Consider the following 19,350-nt stretch of genomic DNA (forward strand, 5'->3'; position numbering starts at 1 on the left):
AATTAGCACATACATTAATCAGAGCAGCTTTTCAACGCAAGGAAAAGCGCAAGTAAAATCACGATAAATCAATTGTCGTCTGGCATTTATCCGTGCAAGGCATTATTCGGCTTGGAAATGCAACCTTTGGCAGAGGCGACAACCATTTCAAAGATAGCAGCAGTCATTGTGGCCGCTGGCCGTGGAGAACGAGCCGGACAGAGCATCGAAGGGCCGAAGCAATATCGGCGCATCGGTGGCGAAGCCGTACTTGCTCGCACTTTGCGAGCTTTTATCGACTGCCCGCTGGTTGATAGCATCGTTGTCGTCATTCACCCTGATGACCATACACTTTACGAACGTGCCCTCCCGGAAAACTGTGGCAACATTCTCGTCGTGAATGGCGGCGCTACCCGGCAGGAATCAACGCGCCTTGGCCTCCTCGCATTGCGAGATTATGCGCCGCAATATGTCATGATCCATGACGGCGTGAGACCATTTGTCAGCCAGGACCTGCTGGAGCGTATTGTCGAAAATCTCGCGCCTGATGAAGGCGTTCTACCGGCTCTGGCAGTTTCGGATACGCTCAAGCAATCAGCTACGGACGGAACGGTTAAAACCACGGTGCCTCGCGCGGGCCTTTTTGCGGCACAGACACCACAAGCGTTTCCCTACCTGCCCATCTTTGAGGCACATGAAAAAGCCTTCGCGAATGATCGCTCTGATTTCACGGACGATGCCGCCATTGCCGAATGGCAAAGCATCGCCGTCCGCATCATCGAAGGATCGGCGGACAATACAAAGCTTACCTGGGCAAAGGATATTGAAATGGCTGACAAGCGCCTGCGGCAAGACCTCGTCTCGTTTCCGGATATTCGTACTGGTAATGGTTATGACGTCCATTCCTTCGAACCTGGCGATCATGTAACGCTGTGCGGCGTAAAAATTCCCCATGAAGCAAAACTCAATGGTCATTCAGACGCCGATGTTGGACTTCATGCGTTGACCGACGCCCTGCTAGCGACACGAGGCGCCGGTGATATTGGCACGCATTTCCCACCGTCCGACCCACAGTGGAAAGGCGCGGCTTCCCGTATTTTCATCGAACACGCTGTCAATATCGTACGTGAAGCTGGTGGTCGTATCGCCAATGTCGACGTAACCTTTATCAGCGAAGCGCCGAAGATTGGTCCACACCGCGCAGCGATGACAGAAGCGCTTTGCGACATACTGGGAATTGCAGCAGATCGCGTCTCCGTAAAAGCCACAACCAATGAAAAGCTTGGCTTCGTCGGGCGCCGTGAGGGGATCGCAGCCATTGCAACGGCAACGGTCATCTACCCCGGTGAGGTGCCCGAATGAACGCACTAATAGCAGAAGAAAAAGCCATCGCCGTGCTGGAGGCCTGCCGCAAGGCCGGCGTAATGATTGCGACAGCCGAATCCTGCACAGGCGGGCTTATCGCTGGAGCTCTCACCGACATTGCTGGATCGTCAGATGTCGTGGATCGCGGCTTTGTCACCTATTCCAACGAAGCGAAAGCCGAAATGATCGGCGTTCCGATCGAATTGATCAATCGCGTCGGCGCTGTCTCAAAGGAGGTAGCACTTTGTATGGCCGAAGGAGCACTTGCGCGCGCTCACGCTGGTGTAACAGTGGCAGTTACGGGCATTGCGGGCCCAGGTGGCGGTTCCGATGAAAAGCCCGTCGGGCTTGTTCATATCGCATCGGCGCGAAAAGGCTACCCGACCATTCATCGCGAATGTCGTTTCGGTCCAAAAACCAGAGCTGAAATCCGCCACGCGACAGTTCTCGCCGCACTGGACCTCGTTCTGGAAAGCCTTCGATAGTCTGAAGCATATACTTTTATCTGTCGTGCCCTATCCTTGTCTTTGATTAGAGCACAGACCTGATGCAATCAGATCGAAATGCGCTCTGTAGCACGGAGAACATGCAATGCGTTTTGACGGTAAGGTGGCAATCGTTACAGGTGGAGCAAGCGGTATCGGCGAAGCGACTGTTCGGGCTTTTGTTCGCGAGGGAGCAAATGTCGTTATTGCGGATTATTCGGAGCATGGCCAGCAACTGGCCAACGAGCTTGCAGGCGGCACCGAGCGGGCATTGTTCGTCAAAACCGATGTAACCGATACGAAAGCCGTGCAAGCTCTGATTGCCAAAACCGTCGAAACCTACGGCCGCCTCGACATCATGTTCGCCAATGCAGGTATCGCCGCTGACGGCCCGATAGACGAACTGGATGAATCTGCATGGCAGAAAACCATCGATATCAACCTCACCGGCGTCTATCTCTGCGATAAATACGCCATTGATCAGATGCGCTCGCAAGGCGGCGGTGTGATCGTGAATTGCGGCTCAATTCATAGTCACGTCGGGAAATCAGGTGTCACCGCTTATGCTGCAGCAAAGGGTGGTGTAAAACTGCTGACCCAGACACTAGCCATTGATTACGGTGCTCAGAACATCCGGGTCAACGCGGTCTGCCCCGGCTATATCGATACACCGCTTCTCAGGGATATACCCGACGACAAGAAACAGGCTCTAGTCGCCCTGCATCCGATAGGTCGTCTCGGTCGAGCCGAAGAAGTAGCCAGCGTCGTGCTTTTTCTGGCAAGCGACGAAGCTTCCTTCATCACTGGAGCATCCATATTGGTGGATGGCGGCTATACGGCGCAATAAAAGCATATCCTGAGAGGTGTGAAACGGTTTCGGGATGTGGGTGAAAAGAAAAAAGCCTCGGGGAAACCGGGGCTTTTCTCAGGCCAGACCGTAAATCTGGTCGGCCCGCTTTTCGAAGGCTTCAGAAAACTTCTTGAAAGCGAGGTCGAACATCGTGCCCATAAGAAGGCCGAGGGTACGACTCTTGAACTCATAATCGATGAAAAACTCGACATCACATTCGCTTCCCTCGCCTACCGGTTTGAAGGTCCAGCGATTATCGAGGTAGCGAAACGGCCCGTCGAGATATTTCACATCGATGACATTTTCCTCGGGCTTCAGCAGCACCTGACTGGTGAATGTCTCGCGTATAAGTTTGTAACCAACCGTCATGTCGGCGATCAGAAGAGCCTTGCCGTCACGCTCCTTGCGGGAGCGAACAGACAAAGCCTCGCACATCGGCAGAAACTGCGGATATTTCTCAACATCAGCAACAAGGCCGAACATTTGATCTGCCCGGTGATGCACCCGCCTGACGGTCGTAAACTGCGGCATTTCCTGTCTCAGGCCCGCGCGGCAATCTGCGTCTCGCGCGCGGCCCTCAGCTTGGCGAAATCATCGCCAGCGTGATGCGATGAACGCGTCAGTGGGCTGGATGCGACTAGAAGGAAGCCCTTCGTCCGGCCAATCGTCTCGAATGACTTGAATTCGTCAGGGGTCACAAAGCGAATGACGGGATGATGCTTGCGGGTTGGCTGGAGATATTGACCGATGGTCATGAAATCCACATCCGCCGAACGCAGATCGTCCATCAGCTGAAGGATCTCATTCCGCTCTTCGCCAAGACCGACCATGATACCAGACTTCGTGAAAATGGTTGGGTCCAGTTCTTTGACACGCTGCAGCAGGCGGATCGAATGGAAATAACGAGCGCCGGGGCGAACTTTGAGATACCTCGAAGGCACCGTTTCCAGATTGTGGTTGAACACATCCGGGCGGGCTTTGACCACGACCTCAAGAGCACCTTCCTTGCGCAGGAAATCCGGTGTCAGGATTTCAATCGTTGTAGCGGGAGCGGCCTCGCGGATCGCCTGAATAACTTCGGCAAAATGCTGCGCACCACCATCGGCAAGATCGTCGCGATCCACCGATGTAATAACCACATGCGTCAAGCCCATCTGCTTGACGGCCTTGGCAACGTTCTCGGGTTCGTTCGGATCGAGCGCAGTCGGAATACCAGTCGAGACGTTACAGAAGGCGCAGGCGCGCGTGCAGATCTCGCCCATGATCATGAAGGTCGCGTGCTTCTTTTCCCAGCACTCGCCGATGTTTGGGCAACCTGCCTCTTCGCAAACCGTGACCAGCTTGTTTGAGCGAACGATATCGCGCGTTTCGCTATAGCCGCGCGAGACAGGAGCCTTAACGCGAATCCATTCGGGCTTCTTCAGGACGACATTGTCCGGACGATGTGCCTTTTCGGGATGCCGCTCACGCTTGCCTTGGTTCACCAGATCGAGAACTGTAACCATGCTTTTCCCTGCCTATCCGGGCCATTTTCAAGAATGGACCTGAAATGCTTTCCAAATTGGGTCCGGTCCTAATCCCTGCCCTTTACCCTGTCAACTTGAGCGATTTGCTACTCATCGCCGCGCCGCCAGTCCGAGAGCTCGGAAAACCAATGCCCATATGAGACCGAACACCAAACCGCCTGCGCCAAGCGCCAATGTAAGCGCCCAGACGCCGTACCAGCCAGTTAGGGCCATTCCGTTGACCGATATGGTGTTGCCGCCAAGAACACTCAAGGTGCCGGCTGCAAACCCCAGCATCAGCCCTCCCACGGTACACCATTTGATGATGGGCCAGGCGGCACGCCGCCATGGCCCTCCGTTCTCGATCAGCGGAATGAGCGTCCCTCCGTCTTATGCATTCAGCACGCGACCATACGCATCCAGAACGCTTTCCTTCATCATCTCGGAAAGGGTTGGGTGCGGGAAGACAGAATGCATCAATTCTTCCTCAGTCGTTTCAAGATTCATGGCGATCACGAAACCCTGGATGAGTTCAGTCACTTCCGCACCGACCATGTGGGCACCAAGCAGCTGTCCCGTCTTCTTGTCGAAGATGGTCTTGACCAGTCCCTGATCTTCACCGAGCGCAATCGCCTTGCCGTTTGCCGCAAACGAATAGCGACCGACGCGGATATCGTAACCTTTTTCCTTGGCTTTTGCTTCGGTCAAACCAACGGAAGCGACCTGCGGATTACAATAGGTACAGCCTGGAATCATGTTCTTTTCGAGCGGATGAACATTCGGAAGACCGGCAATCTTCTCGATGCAGATAACGCCTTCATGCTCGGCCTTATGCGCAAGCATTGGCGGACCTGCAACGTCTCCGATGGCATAGACGCCCGCAACGTTGGTCTTGCCATAACCGTCAATGACAACGCATCCACGGTCGGTTTTCACACCAAGCGTTTCAAGGCCGAGATTCTCAATATTACCCTGAACGCCAACCGCCGAGATCATGCGATCCACCGTCAATGACTGCGTCTTGCCGTCCTTGGTCTCTATATGGGCGGTCACACTGTTTGTGCCCTTCTCGACCTTAGTAACCTTGGCATCTGTGATGATCTTCAGGCCGCGCTTTTCAAGCTGCTTGCGCGCGAGTGCGGAAATCTCCGCATCCTCAACCGGCATGATTTGCGGCATCAGTTCCACGACCGTCACGTCAACGCCCATGTCATTGTAGAAAGAAGCGAATTCGATACCGATTGCGCCCGACCCCATTACGAGCATGGACTTCGGCAACTCAGGCGGAACCATTGCTTCAAAATAGGTCCAGATCAGCTTGCCGTCCGGCTCGATGCCCGGCAGAGAACGCGGACGTGCACCAGTGGCGACAATGACGTGCTTCGCCTTGTAGGAGCCTTCGCCCAGAACACCTTTTGGAACGGGGTTCTGTGGCTGCATCGCTTGCTTCGAAGACTTACCGACCGAAATCTCAACCGGATTGCTACCAGAAGCAGCCTTTACGAGCTTGGCCTCGCCCCAGATTACGTCGATCTTGTTCTTCTTCATCAGGAAGCCGACACCACCGTTGAGACGGGCCGAAACACCGCGCGACCGCTGCACCACGGCCGCAACATCAGGTGTGATCTTGCCTTCCAGCTTCAGGCCGTAATCTTTGGCGTGCTCGCCAAAATGCAGGATTTCAGCCGAACGCAAAAGCGCCTTGGTTGGGATACAGCCCCAGTTGAGGCAAATGCCGCCCAGATGTTCGCGTTCGACGATAGCCGTCTTTAGGCCAAGCTGCGCAGCGCGGATTGCGGTTACATAGCCACCCGGGCCCGAGCCGATAACAATAACGTCGTAAATGTCGGCCATATTGTCCTGCCTTTGCTCAGTTCACTTCTCGGGTGAGCAGCACCCAGTCGTGTCTTTTGTCCTGCCCGATGCGTTCTATCGCTTCGAGCCGCTCAATTTCCTTGAAACCATGGGCGCCGTAAAGGGAAAGCGCCACATCGTTGTGGCTTTCGGTTATCAGGCTGATTGCCGGATTGCCGTTGCGGCGCGCCAAGTCAATCTCGTTGGCGACAAGCGCGCGGCCAATGCCTTTGCCGCGAAACTCCCGATAAACACCAACGCTGTCTATAAAACGGTTGCCAATGATCCTACGCTGCATCGCGATAAGCTGATCCAGCACCGGATGTTGTGCGGACTGATCGTTGATGCTTTCGTCCACGGTAAAACCGATGGAAAGCCCGGCAACCTCGCCATCCCATTCGGCAATAATCGTGCTCTGCCAGCCTTCGGTCCCGTCGGCACGCATATATTGCCGGCCGTGTTCCATGGCTGTTTCGGTTCGCCCATCAAGAACGGCCCCGTGCCAGAGCCATGACGCAAAACCGTGCGAAGAGATATCGACAAGAATGGCGATCTCTGCGGCTTCACGGCGTTCAGCCGGGCGTAGGTTCGGTTGTCCAGCCATTCAAAAACCTCAGGCGTCGAGTTCAGAAGAACGCGACGCCCTTGAAGTTGATCGATCAGACCAGCATACCCATCGGGTTTTCGATGTGGCGCTTGAAGGCCTGTGCAAGTTCAGCAGCCAACGCACCATCAACGGCACGATGATCGGTTGAAAGGGTTACAGACATAACGGTCGCAACCTTGATTTCACCATTCTTGACCACTGCACGCTGTTCACCAGCACCGATTGCGAAAATGGTCGCATGCGGCGGATTGATGATCGCAGCAAAGTCCTTCACGCCGAACATACCGAGGTTAGACACGGAAGTCGAACCACCCTGATATTCTTCAGGCTTCAGCTTGCGATCACGCGCACGCTTGGCAAGGTCCTTCATCTCATTGGAGATGGCGGAAAGAGTCTTCGATTCCGACTGACGCACGATTGGCGTAATCAGACCACCCGGGATCGACACGGCAACACCGACATCCGCACGCTTGTGCTTGATCATACCGCCTTCAGTCCAGGAGACATTGGCTTCAGGAATGTCACGCAGCGCAAGAGCAACAGCCTTGATCACCAGATCGTTGACGGAAAGCTTGTAGGCTGGAACCTCGCCCTTTTCGGTCTTGATCATCGGTGCAGCGGCATTGATCTGCGAACGCAGTGCCAGAAGTGCATCCAGTTCGCAATCAATCGTCAGATAGAAATGTGGAACAGTCTGCTTCGATTCCACCAGACGGCGGGCAATCGTCTTGCGCATGCCATCGTGAGGAACGATTTCGTAGGTGCCTTCCTCAAAGAGCTTGAGAACAGCATCATCCGACATCGGCTTCGGAGCAGCAGCAGCTTCCGCCTTCGGCGCAGCAGCCTTGGCACCACCGGAAGCCAGAGCGGCTTCCACATCACGCTGAACAACACGGCCATGCGGGCCGGTACCCTTTACGGTAGCGATGTCGACACCGGATTCCTTGGCGATACGTCGAGCAAGCGGCGATGCGAACACGCGGTCGCCCTTATTCGAAACAGGAGCCGACTGCTCTGCCTTGACGGGTGCAGGTGCGGCTGCAGGAGTAGTGGCAGGCTTTGGCTCTTCTTTCGGAGCCTCGGCCTTCGCTTCTGCTTTTGGAGCAGAAGCTGCACCCTTGGCTGCAACAGCTACGTCCTCGCCTTCTTCGGCGAGGATAGCAATCAGCGCATTGACCTTAACGCCTTCGGAGCCTGCGGGAACCACGAGTTTGGCAATTGTGCCTTGGTCCACAGCTTCCACTTCCATCGTGGCCTTGTCGGTCTCGATTTCAGCAATAACATCGCCAGGAGCGATCTTGTCGCCTTCCTTGACCAGCCATTTCGACAGGTTGCCTTCTTCCATCGTCGGAGAAAGCGCTGGCATGGTGATATTGATCGGCATGTCCAGACCCTTTCGTTATGCGGTATAGGTAACGGCTTTCACCGCTTCGACCACTTCGGCGACAGTCGGCAGCGCCAGCTTTTCCAGATTTGCCGCATAAGGCATCGGAACATCCTTACCGGCAATGGTCAGGATCGGCGCATCGAGATAATCGAAAGCCTGCTGCATGACGCGGGTGGCAATTTCCGTACCAACGGACGACTGCGGGAAGCCTTCTTCCACCGTCACCAGGCGGCCGGTCTTCTTGACCGATTCCACAACCGTTGGAATATCCATCGGTCGGATCGTGCGCAGATCGATGATTTCAACATCGATACCCTGCTGGGCCAGCTCTTCAGCCGCCTTGACAGCATAGGTCATGCCGATACCGAACGAAACAATGGTGGCGTCCTTGCCCTGCTTATGAATGCGCGCCTTGCCAATCGGCAGAACGAAATCATCAAGTTTTGGCACATCGAAATGGTGACCGTACAGGATTTCGTTTTCCAGGAAGATCACCGGATTTGGATCGCGGATAGCAGCCTTCAGCAAGCCCTTGGCGTCGGCCGCCGTATACGGCATGACGACCTTCAGACCCGGAACGTGGCTGTACCAGGCTGCGTAGCACTGCGAATGCTGGGCAGCAACGCGTGCAGCAGCACCGGATGGGCCACGGAAGACCATCGGAGCGCCCATCTGCCCACCGGACATATAAAGCGTCTTGGCAGCAGAGTTCACGATCTGGTCGATTGCCTGCATGGCAAAGTTGAAGGTCATGAATTCAACGATCGGACGCAGACCAGCAAAAGCCGCGCCAACACCTACACCGGCAAAACCATGTTCGGTGATCGGAGTATCGACAACACGCTTGGAACCGAACTCATCGAGAAGTCCCTGCGTGATCTTGTAAGCGCCCTGATATTCGGCAACTTCTTCGCCCATCACGAAAACATTCGGATCGCGGCGCATTTCTTCGGCCATAGCATCACGAAGCGCTTCACGAACTGTCGTGGAAACCATTTCGGTGCCAGCCGGAATGTCCGGGTCGGACGCCACTTCGAGCGCCGGAGCCTTCGGAGCAGCAGGAACAGAATCAGCCTTCTTTTCTTCGGCTTTTGGCTCTTCCTTGGCTTCGTCCTTCGTTGCCGCAACTTTGGCAGCCGGAGCAGAACCGATATCGGAAGCGCTTTCGCCATCACCGAGAAGCACAGCAATCGGCGTATTGACCTTCACGCCTTCGGTGCCTTCATCGACAAGGATCTTGCCGATCGTGCCTTCATCGACAGCTTCGACTTCCATCGTCGCCTTGTCGGTTTCAATTTCGGCAATCACATCGCCGGACGTAACCTTGTCGCCTTCTTTCTTCAGCCACTTCGAGAGCTTGCCCTCTTCCATGGTTGGGGAAAGTGCGGGCATGAGAATTTCTACGGGCATGACAACACCTTCCTGGAATTAGAGCAGAATATCCGTGTAGAGCTCGGATGCATCCGGCTCCGGATCGTTTTGAGCGAAATCGGCAGAATCGGCGACAATATCGCGGACATCCTTGTCAATTTCCTTCAGCTCTTCCTCGGTTGCCCAACCCTTGTCGATGAGACGCTGCTTGACCTGTTCGATCGGATCATGCTCGGAGCGCATCTTCTGCACTTCTTCCTTCGAGCGATACTTTGCCGGGTCCGACATGGAGTGACCGCGGTATCGATAGGTCTGCATATCGAGAATGATCGGCCCTTTGCCGGAACGCGTCCATTCCACAGCCAGATCGGCGGCAGCCTTGACCGCACGAACATCCATGCCATCAACCTGGATACCAGGAATATTGAAAGAGAGGCCGCGCTTCGAGAAGTCTGTTTCTGCGGACGAGCGCGAAACCGACGTGCCCATGGCATAGCGGTTGTTTTCGATAATGTAGACTACTGGCAGCTTCCACAGCGATGCCATGTTGAAGCTTTCGTAGACCTGCCCCTGATTGGAAGCGCCATCACCGAAATAGGTGAGCGTAACATTGTCGTTGTCGCGATAGCGATTCGCGAATGCGAGGCCTGTGCCGAGCGAAACCTGCGCACCGACGATACCATGACCACCGTAGAAGTTCTTTTCTTTGGAGAACATGTGCATGGAGCCGCCCTTGCCTTTGGAAAGGCCGCTGCGACGTCCGGTCAGTTCAGCCATCACGCCGCGCGCGCTCATGCCCGCTGCAAGCATATGACCATGATCGCGATAGGCAGTGATAACCTGATCACCGTCCTTCAGCGCCATCTGCATGCCGACCACCACGGCCTCCTGGCCAATATAAAGGTGACAGAAACCGCCGATGAAGCCCATGCCATAAAGCTGGCCGGCCTTTTCTTCGAAACGCCGGATCAACAGCATCTCGCGATAAGCGTCCAGCTCCTGCTTCTTGTCGAAGTTCGCAGGTGCAGGTGCCTTGGGTGCAGTCACAGAAGACGCCTGCACTTTGCTTGCAGGCGACTTTTTAGCCCTCGGTGCCATATCTCGCTCCCTAAATTGTCGTTCTATTGTGACGTTATACGGGCATATCACAAGATACAATATGCGCCCAGAGCATAGCTGCTATGTCGCCAAACCCTTAAAAACATATCACAAAAAGACAATTAACCGGATTTCAGTTAATTTGAACGGTCTTCCCTAGAGGTGATAATTGTCACTTCGTCGGGATGGGAGAGATTAAGCGCCCTGCGCGCCTGCTCGTCAAGCATATCCTTCTCGATGGATCCGTCGCGCAAAAGCGTGACTCGCTTTTCGAGGGCGGTGCGATCCGCTGTCACCTGTTCGAGCTGCTTGGCGAGAAGGCTTTTCTGCTCTTCCAGCTGGATACGGGAGTAAAGACCAAATTCGCCATGATAGGCGTGAAAGCCAAAATAGCTCAGAAACGCAGCCGTCAGAATGGGCAAAACAAAACGCCCACGGATCGATTTACGCTTCTGCTTGGTCCACATTTCGGCTTCCTTCCCGGATATTTAGTGCCACTGCGAATCCTGCGAAGGGCGTCAATCCGAATTCCACCATGAAGCATCATTTTGCTTAACAGAGATTTACCAAGAACAGATGTCGGAAGCGAACAATCGTGAATACTCCATGCTGTAGCAGACAGCTTGGAGCTCAAACTATTCAAACGGTCTCATTTCCAGCCTCAAAGGGAATCGGCGTCCAACGCTTTCTAGCTCCCCGGTTTACGCAAGCACCAATGATAGCGAGACGTGAACGTCTATAAATTCTGATAGTCTCCCGAAGCAGAAGCCGCATCAATGCAGGGCGAGTTTTTGCATGCTTGCGATTCCCGTCAATCGTGCTTTCCAAACCGACCTGACGACACATCGCCGGATAAGTCTGATAAACCGCAAAATTCGAAAACGGACCAAACTCGGAATCAAATAGAAAATGGTCCAGAGGTGCCGAAGGCTTTTCCATAAAGGCGAGCATGCGCTGTGCGGCGGGCTTTGAGATAATATAGCCAGCCGACAGAAGGTGCCGGCTTCTCAGTCGTGCAACCGTAAAATGCGTTTCAGCGCAGGGCAGATGCGTACCCAGAAGAACTATCTTATCATGGGTTTCGATCTTTATAATATCCGCATCGGCAGGTATCCAGTCGCCGGAAGCAAGAAGTTTGTCCGCATCACGACCAAATAAAACATCATCTTCAAAGATTGCCGCGTGATCTTCCTCACCTTGTGCGATAAGTTCGAGACATTTCTTATGTGAAAGAAAACAGCCTATTTCGGCAGGTGTGAGAGGGTGTGGCCATTTTTGATTTGGCGCCAATGCGTCCCGAATCTGCTCTGGAGTGAACATTCGCGCATCGACGGCGCTTACACGCGTAAAGTCGCATCCCAGCTTGCAAAACTGTTCCGTCATAAAAGTGAGCCGATCACAGCTCCTGTCAAGATTAATCAGATAAGATTTCATGAAAGCCCCCGAGCGAGATGAACTCCTAGCGCATCCAGAAAAGTGTGAAACAGTTTTCTGGCAAGATTCACGCTCGTACAACCGATGAGAGCGCCGATCCACTTTAATCAGATCGGCGCCTCAGAGCACACCATACTGGTCAACAACAATGGCAAATAGGCGAACTCTTGATTCTGCGGGCGAAACAAGGGCTGCGATCAAACATCGACAATTGTGGAAAACCCGCCCATGATCATGCGCTTACCGTCGAATGGCATCTGATCGCCCATCGCCTTCATACGCGGATCACTCATCATCTTGCTGTTTGCAGCGTCGCGCGTCGCCTTGTCAGGATATTCAAACCAGGAAAACACAACCTCCTCGTCAGCCTCGGCCTTAACCGCACGCCGAAAATCGGTGACCTTGCCATCCGGCACATCATCTCCCCACGCTTCGACCATCCGCGTCACGCCAAACTCCTTGAATAACACTGCGGCTTCAGCGGCATGCTTGCGATAGACTTCCTTGTTCGCCTTGGGGACGGCGACGACAAATCCCTCTATATAGGCCATTTTCTCTCTCCCGTTGATAAATCCGCCCACGGCTTCGTCAATTGAATTTCAAGCCGCTCCCTCATCGGTTCGAACACCGAAGTAATTATATTGATATCAATATAATTACTTCGGGTCAAATGCCGGATATCCGGGATCATATAATGCTAAAACGAAAAAAAGGCGGGCCAAAGCCCGCCTCTTATAATTCTCAGAGAAAAATCAGAGGAACTTCAGTGCGTTGCGGCCGGCGTAGCGGGCCTGCTTGCTGAGTTCTTCTTCGATACGGATCAGTTGATTGTACTTGGCCGTACGGTCAGAACGAGCCAGCGAACCGGTTTTAATCTGACCGCAGTTGGTGGCAACGGCGAGATCGGCAATCGTCGAATCCTCGGTTTCCCCCGACCGGTGCGACATGACGGCGGTGTAGCCAGCCTTGTGAGCGGTTTCGACAGCGTCAAGCGTTTCAGACAGTGATCCGATCTGGTTGACCTTGACGAGAATCGAGTTGGCAACGCCCATACGGATACCGTCGCGGAGACGAGCCGAGTTTGTAACGAACAGATCGTCGCCAACAAGCTGGCACTTGTTACCGATAAGATCGGTCAGATACTTCCAGCCTTCCCAGTCGTCTTCGGCCATACCGTCTTCGATGGTGACGATAGGATAGTCGCCGGCGAGCTTGGCAAGATACTTGGCCTGAGCCTTTGGATCACGTGTCTTGCGTTCGCCTTCATAGACATAGTTGCCATCCTTGAAGAATTCGGTCGCTGCGCAGTCGAGGCCAAGAGCGATATCTTCGCCCGGCTTAAAGCCCGCCTTCTCAATCGATTCCATGATGAAATCGAGCGCAGCCTGAGCATTCTTCAGGTTTGGAGCAAAGCCGCCTTCATCGCCGACGTTGGTGTTGTGACCGGCATCCTTGAGGCGCTTCTTGAGCGTATGGAAAACCTCGGAACCGTACCGAACAGCTTCACGAACCGACGAAGCTCCTACCGGCAGAATCATGAATTCCTGGAAATCGATCGGATTGTCGGCATGTGCGCCGCCATTGATGATGTTCATCATTGGGACCGGCAGAACATGGGCGTTTGCGCCACCGACATAGCGATAAAGTGGAAGACCGGTCGCCTGGGCCGCAGCCTTGGCAACGGCAAGCGAAACACCCAGAATTGCATTGGCGCCGAGATTGCCCTTATTGGCCGAACCATCGAGCTCAATCATCGTCTGGTCGATAAGCAGTTGGCTTTCCGCATCCATGCCAGCAATAGCGTCAAAAATCTTGCCATTAACAGCTTCAACGGCTTTTTCGACACCCTTGCCGAGATAACGGCTTCCGCCGTCGCGCAGTTCTACCGCTTCATGCGCGCCGGTCGATGCGCCAGACGGAACGGCAGCGCGTCCGAAAGAGCCATCTTCAAGCACGACGTCCACTTCGACGGTCGGGTTGCCGCGGCTGTCGAGAATTTCGCGGCCGACGATGTCGATGATTGCAGTCATAGGAACCAGTCCTTCCCTATAGATTGCCCCGCCATATCCGCGAGGCGCTTAACAAATCCGATGCGGCCATTTCTTAGCTCATAATCCTGAAAGTTTGCAGACATTTCAGAAAAGATTATGCACCTAGCCTGTTTTTAAGCCTTAACGAAACAAAAGGCGGAGGAAAATCCCCCGCCTTTTTAAATTCTTCGCGAACTGTTTAAAGCCCCTTCGCGATGCGATCAAAAGCCATGAGCTTTTCGAGAAGTGCAGGCATTTTATCCACCGGTACCATGTTCGGGCCATCGGATGGTGCATTATCCGGGTCCTGATGCGTTTCGATGAAGAGCCCGGCAACGCCAACGGCTACGGCTGCGCGAGCCAGCGTCTCAACGAATTCGCGCTGTCCACCTGACGAGCCACCCTGCCCGCCCGGTTGTTGCACGGAGTGAGTCGCATCAAATACAACCGGTGAGCCGAGACCTGCCATGATTGGCAAGGAACGCATGTCGGAAACGAGCGTATTATAACCGAACGACGCACCGCGTTCGGTTGCAAGAACATTTGGATTGCCGCTTTCCGTGATCTTGGAAAGAACGTTCTTCATATCCCACGGTGCCAAAAACTGCCCCTTCTTCACGTTCACGACACGCCCAGTCTTTGCGGCAGCAATCAACAGGTCGGTCTGGCGGCATAGAAATGCCGGGATTTGCAGGACATCGACCACAGGAGCAACTTCGGCACACTGCTCTTCAGTGTGGATATCCGTCAGCACCGGAAAACCAAATTCCTTCTTGAGATCGGAAAAGACTTCCATTGCCTTTTCGAGACCGATTCCACGCTCAGCCTTCAGGGATGTACGATTGGCTTTATCGAAGCTAGACTTGTAAACGAGGCCAATGCCGAGCTTATCGGTCATTTCCTTGAGGCGGCCTGCCATATCGAAAGCGTGTTCACGCGTTTCCATCTGGCATGGGCCTGCTATCAGGGCGAACGGCGCACTGTTTGAAAAAGTAACATTTCCGATTTTTACGGATGGATTGGCAGTCGCCATGACATGAACCTCGATACTGAATGCCTCGCAGGCATCTTATCTGGCGTAAAGACTGGTCGAAAACAAGAGCACGGCCTGAAAGCAGAAATGAAAACGCGCCCCGAAAGGCGCGTTAGAGTTTTAGACCAGACGGCTCTGTTCAATCGCCGCTTCAATGAAGGAAGCGAACAGCGGATGCGGTTCGAACGGTCGGGACTTCAGTTCCGGATGGTATTGAACACCGATAAACCACGGGTGGTCAGGATATTCGACCGTCTCAGGCAGAACACCATCTGGGGACATGCCTGCGAAGTTCAGTCCAGCAGATTCCAGACGTTCCTTGTAGTCGATATTGACTTCGTAGCGATGACGATGACGCTCGGAAATATCGGTCGAACCGTAGATTTCCGCGATCTTTGAACCAGAAGCAAGAGCTGCCTCATAAGCTCCAAGACGCATCGTGCCGCCAAGATCGCCAGCCGAAGCACGCTTCTCAAGCATATTACCCTTCAGCCACTCGGTCATGAGACCGACAACGGGTTCCTTGGTCGGGCCGAACTCTGTTGAAGAGGCGTTTTCGATACCGACCAGATTGCGTGCTGCTTCAATGCAGGCCATCTGCATACCGAAGCAGATACCGAAGTAAGGAACCTTGCGTTCGCGAGCGAACTTCGCTGCAAGAATCTTACCCTCTGCGCCACGTTCGCCAAAGCCGCCCGGCACCAGAATGCCGTGAACCTTCTCCAGATATGGAGCCGGATCTTCGCTTTCGAAGACTTCCGCCTCGATCCAGTCGAGATTGACCTTCACCTTGTTGGCAAGCCCACCATGATAAAGCGCCTCAATCAATGACTTATAAGCATCCTTGAGACCGGTATACTTGCCAACGATGGCGATGGTCACTTCGCCTTCCGGATTGTGGAGACGGTTGGAAACCTCTTCCCATCGATCCATGCGCGGCTTCGGAGCCGGATCGATACCGAATGCCGACAGAACTTCCGAATCAAGGCCTTCCTTGTGGTAGGCGATCGGAACATCGTAGATCGTCGCCACGTCGAGCGCCTGAATGACGGCGCTTTCGCGGACATTACAGAACAACGACAGCTTGCGACGTTCTGATTCAGGAATCTCGCGATCGGCGCGAACCAGAAGGATATCCGGAGCAATACCGATAGAGCGCAGTTCCTTGACCGAATGCTGAGTCGGCTTGGTCTTCAATTCGCCAGCTGCCGGAATATACGGCATCAAGGTCAGATGGATATAAACCGCCGTTCCGCGCGGCAACTCGTTACCAAGTTGGCGGATGGCTTCGAGGAAGGGCATGGCTTCGATGTCGCCAACCGTGCCGCCGATTTCGCAAAGAACGAAATCATAGTCTTCGTTGCCTTCAAGAACGAAGTTCTTGATCTCATCGGTCACATGAGGAATGACCTGAACCGTCGCACCGAGATAATCGCCGCGGCGTTCCTTTTCGATGATGTTACGGTAGATGCGACCGGTCGTAATGTTGTCCTGCTGGTTGGCAGGGCGACCAGTGAACCGCTCGTAATGGCCCAGATCAAGGTCGGTTTCAGCACCATCGTCAGTGACGAACACCTCACCGTGCTGGTAAGGCGACATCGTGCCGGGATCGACATTCAGATAAGGGTCGAGTTTACGGATACGCACGCGGTAACCACGTGCCTGAAGGAGTGCAGCCAGTGCTGCAGCGGCTATGCCTTTTCCAAGGGAAGAAACCACGCCGCCAGTGATGAATACATATCGCGCCATGGGCTTATCTCGTTAGACTTTCTTGATTGATTCCGCCACAAAAAAATGCATCCCGGCGGTGTTTTTTCACCGAAGCCAGGCGGTAATCGTCGTTGCACAAAGAAAAACCGGAGCCAGAAACCCCGGAGCGAATACGTCTGTATTCTCTAGCGCCCCTATTCACATAAAGCCACGTCGAAGCTCGAAATCCACAGCTTCCACCTGCCAGAATAGCCATTTGCGCAAAAGAAAAGGCCGAGCCCGTAAGCCCGGCCACATTCACATAGTCATTTGCAGATCAGAGAACAACCACTTCGGTGCCCAGACCGACGCGTTCATAAAGATCCATCACATCCTCGTTAATCATGCGGAAGCAGCCGTTGGAAGCCGAGCTGCCGATTGTCCAAGGCTGCACCGTGCCGTGAATACGGATGTAGGTATCCTTGTTGCCCTGAAACAGATACATGGCGCGCGAACCAAGTGGATTGCCCGGACCGCCATCCATGCCGTTCTTGAAGCGACCATAGTGAGCAGGATCACGCTCGATCATTTCCTTGGTCGGGATCCAGCGCGGCCATTCGCGCTTGGCGCTGATCGTCGCCGTACCCTGGAATTCCAGACCCTGCTTGCCAACAGCAATACCATAGCGGCGCGCAGTTGAGGAGGTTTCCACAAGATAGAGGAAACGCTGCTTTGGATCGATCACAATCGTACCCGGCTTGTAACCGGTGAAAGCAACTTCCTGCGGACGGAACTTTGGATCGACGCTATATTTGTTAGCCTTGACCGTATTGCCGCTCTTGGAAGCCTTTTTCTTCTTTGGCTTTTCCGGATTGGCCTTGGCATCGCTTGAAAGCGCAACTTGCTGAACGGTTGCAGCAGCCTCGTTGAGCTGCGCTTCAGCGCTTACCGGCGAGGCTGCAAATGCCGGAGCGGTCGCTCCAATGCAGAGACTTGCAATACCGGCCATCAGAATACGGCGTGAAAACATGTTCGGTTCCCGAAAATTCAAGCACAAGGGAGAAACGCCTGCCGCGTTCATTGCGACCAGACTTTCGCTCTGCTTACTGCAAAGCGATCCGGTTCTCAATTCGCTGCCGCCATTGTGCAATGCGATTCGCTGCAGCGTATTGCCTAGCTGCAACACTTTGCAGCCCCCATGGTTAACAAAAAGAAAACCGGCCACGAGGGCCGGTTTCGCATTCTGTTCATTTTGCCCGTGTTTTTACTGCGAGCTTGGAACCGGATTGGCCGGGGTTTCCGGAACAACCGGAGCCTGCGGCTGTGTAGCATCGGGCTGCGTTGCCGGTGCCTCAGCGCCCGGAACTGCCGGTGTGGTCTGATTGGCGTCAGGACGCGAAGACTCGCCACCCAGCTGATTGAGGATACCGCCGCCATTGCCGCCTGCCGGAGCAGTCTGGCTGCCGGATGCAGCCGGAATACGGTTGAGGATATCGGTCGGCTTTTCACCGTAGCGCGCCATGATGCCCAGAATAAGCGAGGTCGCGAAGAAACCAATCGCGAGAATGGCTGTCGTGCGGGTCAGCGCGTTAGCCGCGCCACGAGCCGTCATGAACCCTGAACCGCCGCCAATGCCAAGGCCACCGCCTTCCGAACGCTGGATAAGCACAACGCCGACAAGCGCCAGCACGATCAACAAATGAATGACAATGATTACGGTCTGCATGGGTTACGGTCTTTATATCCCTAAAACTAGAGCGGCTCTTTACACGCTATTGTCCAATAATCCAAGCCCTGAGACCAAGATAGACAGACGTGATGTGCCGGTTACAAATTACGATAGGTTTCGCATATGGCGAGAAAATCGTTCGCCTTCAAGCTCGCACCGCCGACAAGCGCCCCGTCAACATCCGCAACGCCCAGCAATTCCAGCGCGTTTGAAGGCTTGACCGAACCGCCGTAGAGCAGTCGAAGATGCGCGCCTTTCGTGCCGAAGCGTTCAATCAGCTGCTCACGCATGAAGGCATGCGCAGCGCGTACGTCCTGCACCGTCGGCGTCAGCCCCGTACCGATCGCCCAAACCGGTTCGTAAGCAATGATTGTATTCTCGGCATTGACGCCATCCGGCAAGGAGCCAGCAAGCTGCTTGCCGATTACATCCAGCGTACGCTCTGCCTTGCGCTCATCAGCGGTTTCACCGATGCAAACAATTGCGACCAGTCCGGCAGCCCATGCGGCCTCGGTCTTGGCGCGGATGGTTTCATTGCTTTCATGATGGTCGGTCCGGCGCTCGGAATGACCGATGATGACATGCGTCGCGCCTGCTTCCTTCAGCATTTCGGCGGAAACATCGCCCGTATGCGCACCGGACACTTTATGGTGAGCATCCTGACCGCCGAGACCAACAGTCTCGCCTTCGAGCGTTTCAGCCGCGCGGGAAAGAAGTGTAGCAGGCACGCAGATGACTGCATCGAGCTTGCGGCCGAGATCGGAGCTCAGACCGGCAGCAATCGCACGCAATTCGGTCAGGGATTCTCCCGTTCCATTCATCTTCCAGTTGCCAGCAACCAGCGGACGGATTCCCGGAGTCATTTTGTTCTCCTCGCCTGTTCAAAACAGCAGATGCGACCGCCTGTTGAGGGTCGGTCAGCACCAAAATTTGC

Annotated in this window: 20 protein-coding genes; 3 read left to right on the forward strand and 17 right to left on the reverse strand. The window is 54.4% G+C overall.

Features of this window, described 5'->3' with window-relative positions; genetic code table 11:
* Positions 1 to 117 precede the first annotated feature (117 nt).
* The 3 genes from F9K94_RS02955 to F9K94_RS02965 all read left to right on the forward strand — a co-directional run bounded on the left by F9K94_RS02955 (position 118) and on the right by F9K94_RS02965 (position 2,676).
* Positions 118 to 1,341 (forward strand): bifunctional 2-C-methyl-D-erythritol 4-phosphate cytidylyltransferase/2-C-methyl-D-erythritol 2,4-cyclodiphosphate synthase, encoded by a 1,224-nt coding sequence (locus F9K94_RS02955; RefSeq protein WP_151643582.1) that lies wholly within the window; start codon positions 118 to 120, stop codon positions 1,339 to 1,341.
* Complete coding sequence (locus tag F9K94_RS02960; protein WP_061346231.1) at positions 1,338 to 1,829, forward strand: CinA family protein; 492 nt, start codon at positions 1,338 to 1,340, stop codon at positions 1,827 to 1,829. The genes F9K94_RS02955 and F9K94_RS02960 overlap by 4 nt, the downstream gene beginning before the upstream one ends.
* Before the next feature lie 106 nt (positions 1,830 to 1,935).
* A complete protein-coding gene (locus F9K94_RS02965) occupies positions 1,936 to 2,676 on the forward strand; it encodes an SDR family NAD(P)-dependent oxidoreductase (RefSeq protein ID WP_061346230.1) in 741 nt (246 codons plus the stop codon).
* A gap of 78 nt (positions 2,677 to 2,754) precedes the next feature.
* Here the strand turns inward: F9K94_RS02965 and F9K94_RS02970 are convergent, their stop codons facing one another.
* From F9K94_RS02970 to tpiA, 17 genes are all read right to left on the reverse strand, one after another.
* Positions 2,755 to 3,210, reverse strand: coding sequence for a type II toxin-antitoxin system RatA family toxin (locus tag F9K94_RS02970; RefSeq protein WP_061346229.1), 456 nt, complete (start codon positions 3,208 to 3,210; stop codon positions 2,755 to 2,757).
* Between the two features lie 8 nt (positions 3,211 to 3,218).
* Positions 3,219 to 4,184, reverse strand: coding sequence for a lipoyl synthase (gene lipA, locus F9K94_RS02975; protein ID WP_151643585.1), 966 nt, complete (start codon positions 4,182 to 4,184; stop codon positions 3,219 to 3,221).
* Between the two features lie 111 nt (positions 4,185 to 4,295).
* The gene (locus tag F9K94_RS02980; protein ID WP_151643586.1) at positions 4,296 to 4,493 is read right to left on the reverse strand and encodes a hypothetical protein; all 198 of its coding nucleotides are present in this window, start codon (positions 4,491 to 4,493) and stop codon (positions 4,296 to 4,298) included.
* An 81-nt stretch (positions 4,494 to 4,574) separates the two neighbouring features.
* Entirely contained in the window at positions 4,575 to 6,038 is a 1,464-nt protein-coding gene (lpdA, locus tag F9K94_RS02985; protein WP_151643588.1) for a dihydrolipoyl dehydrogenase, read from the reverse strand.
* 16 nt (positions 6,039 to 6,054) lie between these two features.
* Positions 6,055 to 6,642: a GNAT family N-acetyltransferase gene (locus F9K94_RS02990; RefSeq protein WP_151643590.1), complete on the reverse strand. Its 588-nt coding sequence runs from the start codon at positions 6,640 to 6,642 to the stop codon at positions 6,055 to 6,057.
* A 55-nt stretch (positions 6,643 to 6,697) separates the two neighbouring features.
* Entirely contained in the window at positions 6,698 to 8,029 is a 1,332-nt protein-coding gene (locus F9K94_RS02995; RefSeq protein WP_151643592.1) for a pyruvate dehydrogenase complex dihydrolipoamide acetyltransferase, read from the reverse strand.
* Positions 8,030 to 8,044: 15 nt separating this feature from the next.
* Positions 8,045 to 9,442 (reverse strand): pyruvate dehydrogenase complex E1 component subunit beta, encoded by a 1,398-nt coding sequence (locus F9K94_RS03000; protein ID WP_061346224.1) that lies wholly within the window; start codon positions 9,440 to 9,442, stop codon positions 8,045 to 8,047.
* 18 nt (positions 9,443 to 9,460) lie between these two features.
* On the reverse strand, positions 9,461 to 10,501 hold the full coding sequence (pdhA, locus tag F9K94_RS03005; protein WP_151643594.1) for a pyruvate dehydrogenase (acetyl-transferring) E1 component subunit alpha: 1,041 nt from the start codon (positions 10,499 to 10,501) through the stop codon (positions 9,461 to 9,463).
* Positions 10,502 to 10,638: 137 nt separating this feature from the next.
* Positions 10,639 to 10,968, reverse strand: coding sequence for an FtsB family cell division protein (locus F9K94_RS03010; RefSeq protein WP_061346222.1), 330 nt, complete (start codon positions 10,966 to 10,968; stop codon positions 10,639 to 10,641).
* 172 nt (positions 10,969 to 11,140) lie between these two features.
* The gene (locus F9K94_RS03015) at positions 11,141 to 11,935 is read right to left on the reverse strand and encodes a glycosyltransferase family 25 protein (protein WP_151643596.1); all 795 of its coding nucleotides are present in this window, start codon (positions 11,933 to 11,935) and stop codon (positions 11,141 to 11,143) included.
* Positions 11,936 to 12,132: 197 nt separating this feature from the next.
* The gene (locus F9K94_RS03020) at positions 12,133 to 12,486 is read right to left on the reverse strand and encodes a DUF1428 domain-containing protein (RefSeq protein ID WP_061346220.1); all 354 of its coding nucleotides are present in this window, start codon (positions 12,484 to 12,486) and stop codon (positions 12,133 to 12,135) included.
* Positions 12,487 to 12,687: 201 nt separating this feature from the next.
* On the reverse strand, positions 12,688 to 13,965 hold the full coding sequence (gene eno / locus F9K94_RS03025) for a phosphopyruvate hydratase (protein ID WP_061346219.1): 1,278 nt from the start codon (positions 13,963 to 13,965) through the stop codon (positions 12,688 to 12,690).
* 199 nt (positions 13,966 to 14,164) lie between these two features.
* Entirely contained in the window at positions 14,165 to 14,998 is an 834-nt protein-coding gene (kdsA, locus tag F9K94_RS03030) for a 3-deoxy-8-phosphooctulonate synthase (RefSeq protein ID WP_061346218.1), read from the reverse strand.
* A gap of 120 nt (positions 14,999 to 15,118) precedes the next feature.
* The gene (locus F9K94_RS03035; RefSeq protein WP_151556475.1) at positions 15,119 to 16,747 is read right to left on the reverse strand and encodes a CTP synthase; all 1,629 of its coding nucleotides are present in this window, start codon (positions 16,745 to 16,747) and stop codon (positions 15,119 to 15,121) included.
* Between the two features lie 277 nt (positions 16,748 to 17,024).
* Entirely contained in the window at positions 17,025 to 17,717 is a 693-nt protein-coding gene (locus F9K94_RS03040; protein ID WP_151643598.1) for a L,D-transpeptidase, read from the reverse strand.
* A gap of 234 nt (positions 17,718 to 17,951) precedes the next feature.
* Positions 17,952 to 18,413, reverse strand: coding sequence for a preprotein translocase subunit SecG (gene secG, locus F9K94_RS03045; protein WP_061346216.1), 462 nt, complete (start codon positions 18,411 to 18,413; stop codon positions 17,952 to 17,954).
* A 101-nt stretch (positions 18,414 to 18,514) separates the two neighbouring features.
* Entirely contained in the window at positions 18,515 to 19,279 is a 765-nt protein-coding gene (gene tpiA / locus F9K94_RS03050; RefSeq protein ID WP_151643600.1) for a triose-phosphate isomerase, read from the reverse strand.
* Positions 19,280 to 19,350: the final 71 nt, after the last annotated feature.

It is taken from the genome of Brucella tritici (genome assembly GCF_008932285.1).
Lineage (GTDB): Bacteria > Pseudomonadota > Alphaproteobacteria > Rhizobiales > Rhizobiaceae > Brucella > Brucella tritici.

Excerpts from the sequence above, each read along its gene's own strand:
- F9K94_RS02955 (WP_151643582.1), top strand. The coding sequence starts at position 118 with ATGCAACCTTTGGCAGAGGCGACAACCATTTCAAAGATAGCAGCAGTC.
- F9K94_RS02960 (WP_061346231.1), top strand. The coding sequence starts at position 1,338 with ATGAACGCACTAATAGCAGAAGAAAAAGCCATCGCCGTGCTGGAGGCC.
- F9K94_RS02965 (WP_061346230.1), top strand. The coding sequence starts at position 1,936 with ATGCGTTTTGACGGTAAGGTGGCAATCGTTACAGGTGGAGCAAGCGGT.
- F9K94_RS02970 (WP_061346229.1), bottom strand. The coding sequence starts at position 3,210 with ATGCCGCAGTTTACGACCGTCAGGCGGGTGCATCACCGGGCAGATCAA.
- lipA (WP_151643585.1), bottom strand. The coding sequence starts at position 4,184 with ATGGTTACAGTTCTCGATCTGGTGAACCAAGGCAAGCGTGAGCGGCAT.
- lpdA (WP_151643588.1), bottom strand. The coding sequence starts at position 6,038 with ATGGCCGACATTTACGACGTTATTGTTATCGGCTCGGGCCCGGGTGGC.
- F9K94_RS02990 (WP_151643590.1), bottom strand. The coding sequence starts at position 6,642 with ATGGCTGGACAACCGAACCTACGCCCGGCTGAACGCCGTGAAGCCGCA.
- F9K94_RS02995 (WP_151643592.1), bottom strand. The coding sequence starts at position 8,029 with ATGCCGATCAATATCACCATGCCAGCGCTTTCTCCGACGATGGAAGAA.
- F9K94_RS03000 (WP_061346224.1), bottom strand. The coding sequence starts at position 9,442 with ATGCCCGTAGAAATTCTCATGCCCGCACTTTCCCCAACCATGGAAGAG.
- pdhA (WP_151643594.1), bottom strand. The coding sequence starts at position 10,501 with ATGGCACCGAGGGCTAAAAAGTCGCCTGCAAGCAAAGTGCAGGCGTCT.
- F9K94_RS03010 (WP_061346222.1), bottom strand. The coding sequence starts at position 10,968 with ATGTGGACCAAGCAGAAGCGTAAATCGATCCGTGGGCGTTTTGTTTTG.
- F9K94_RS03015 (WP_151643596.1), bottom strand. The coding sequence starts at position 11,935 with ATGAAATCTTATCTGATTAATCTTGACAGGAGCTGTGATCGGCTCACT.
- F9K94_RS03020 (WP_061346220.1), bottom strand. The coding sequence starts at position 12,486 with ATGGCCTATATAGAGGGATTTGTCGTCGCCGTCCCCAAGGCGAACAAG.
- eno (WP_061346219.1), bottom strand. The coding sequence starts at position 13,965 with ATGACTGCAATCATCGACATCGTCGGCCGCGAAATTCTCGACAGCCGC.
- kdsA (WP_061346218.1), bottom strand. The coding sequence starts at position 14,998 with ATGGCGACTGCCAATCCATCCGTAAAAATCGGAAATGTTACTTTTTCA.
- F9K94_RS03035 (WP_151556475.1), bottom strand. The coding sequence starts at position 16,747 with ATGGCGCGATATGTATTCATCACTGGCGGCGTGGTTTCTTCCCTTGGA.
- F9K94_RS03040 (WP_151643598.1), bottom strand. The coding sequence starts at position 17,717 with ATGTTTTCACGCCGTATTCTGATGGCCGGTATTGCAAGTCTCTGCATT.
- secG (WP_061346216.1), bottom strand. The coding sequence starts at position 18,413 with ATGCAGACCGTAATCATTGTCATTCATTTGTTGATCGTGCTGGCGCTT.
- tpiA (WP_151643600.1), bottom strand. The coding sequence starts at position 19,279 with ATGACTCCGGGAATCCGTCCGCTGGTTGCTGGCAACTGGAAGATGAAT.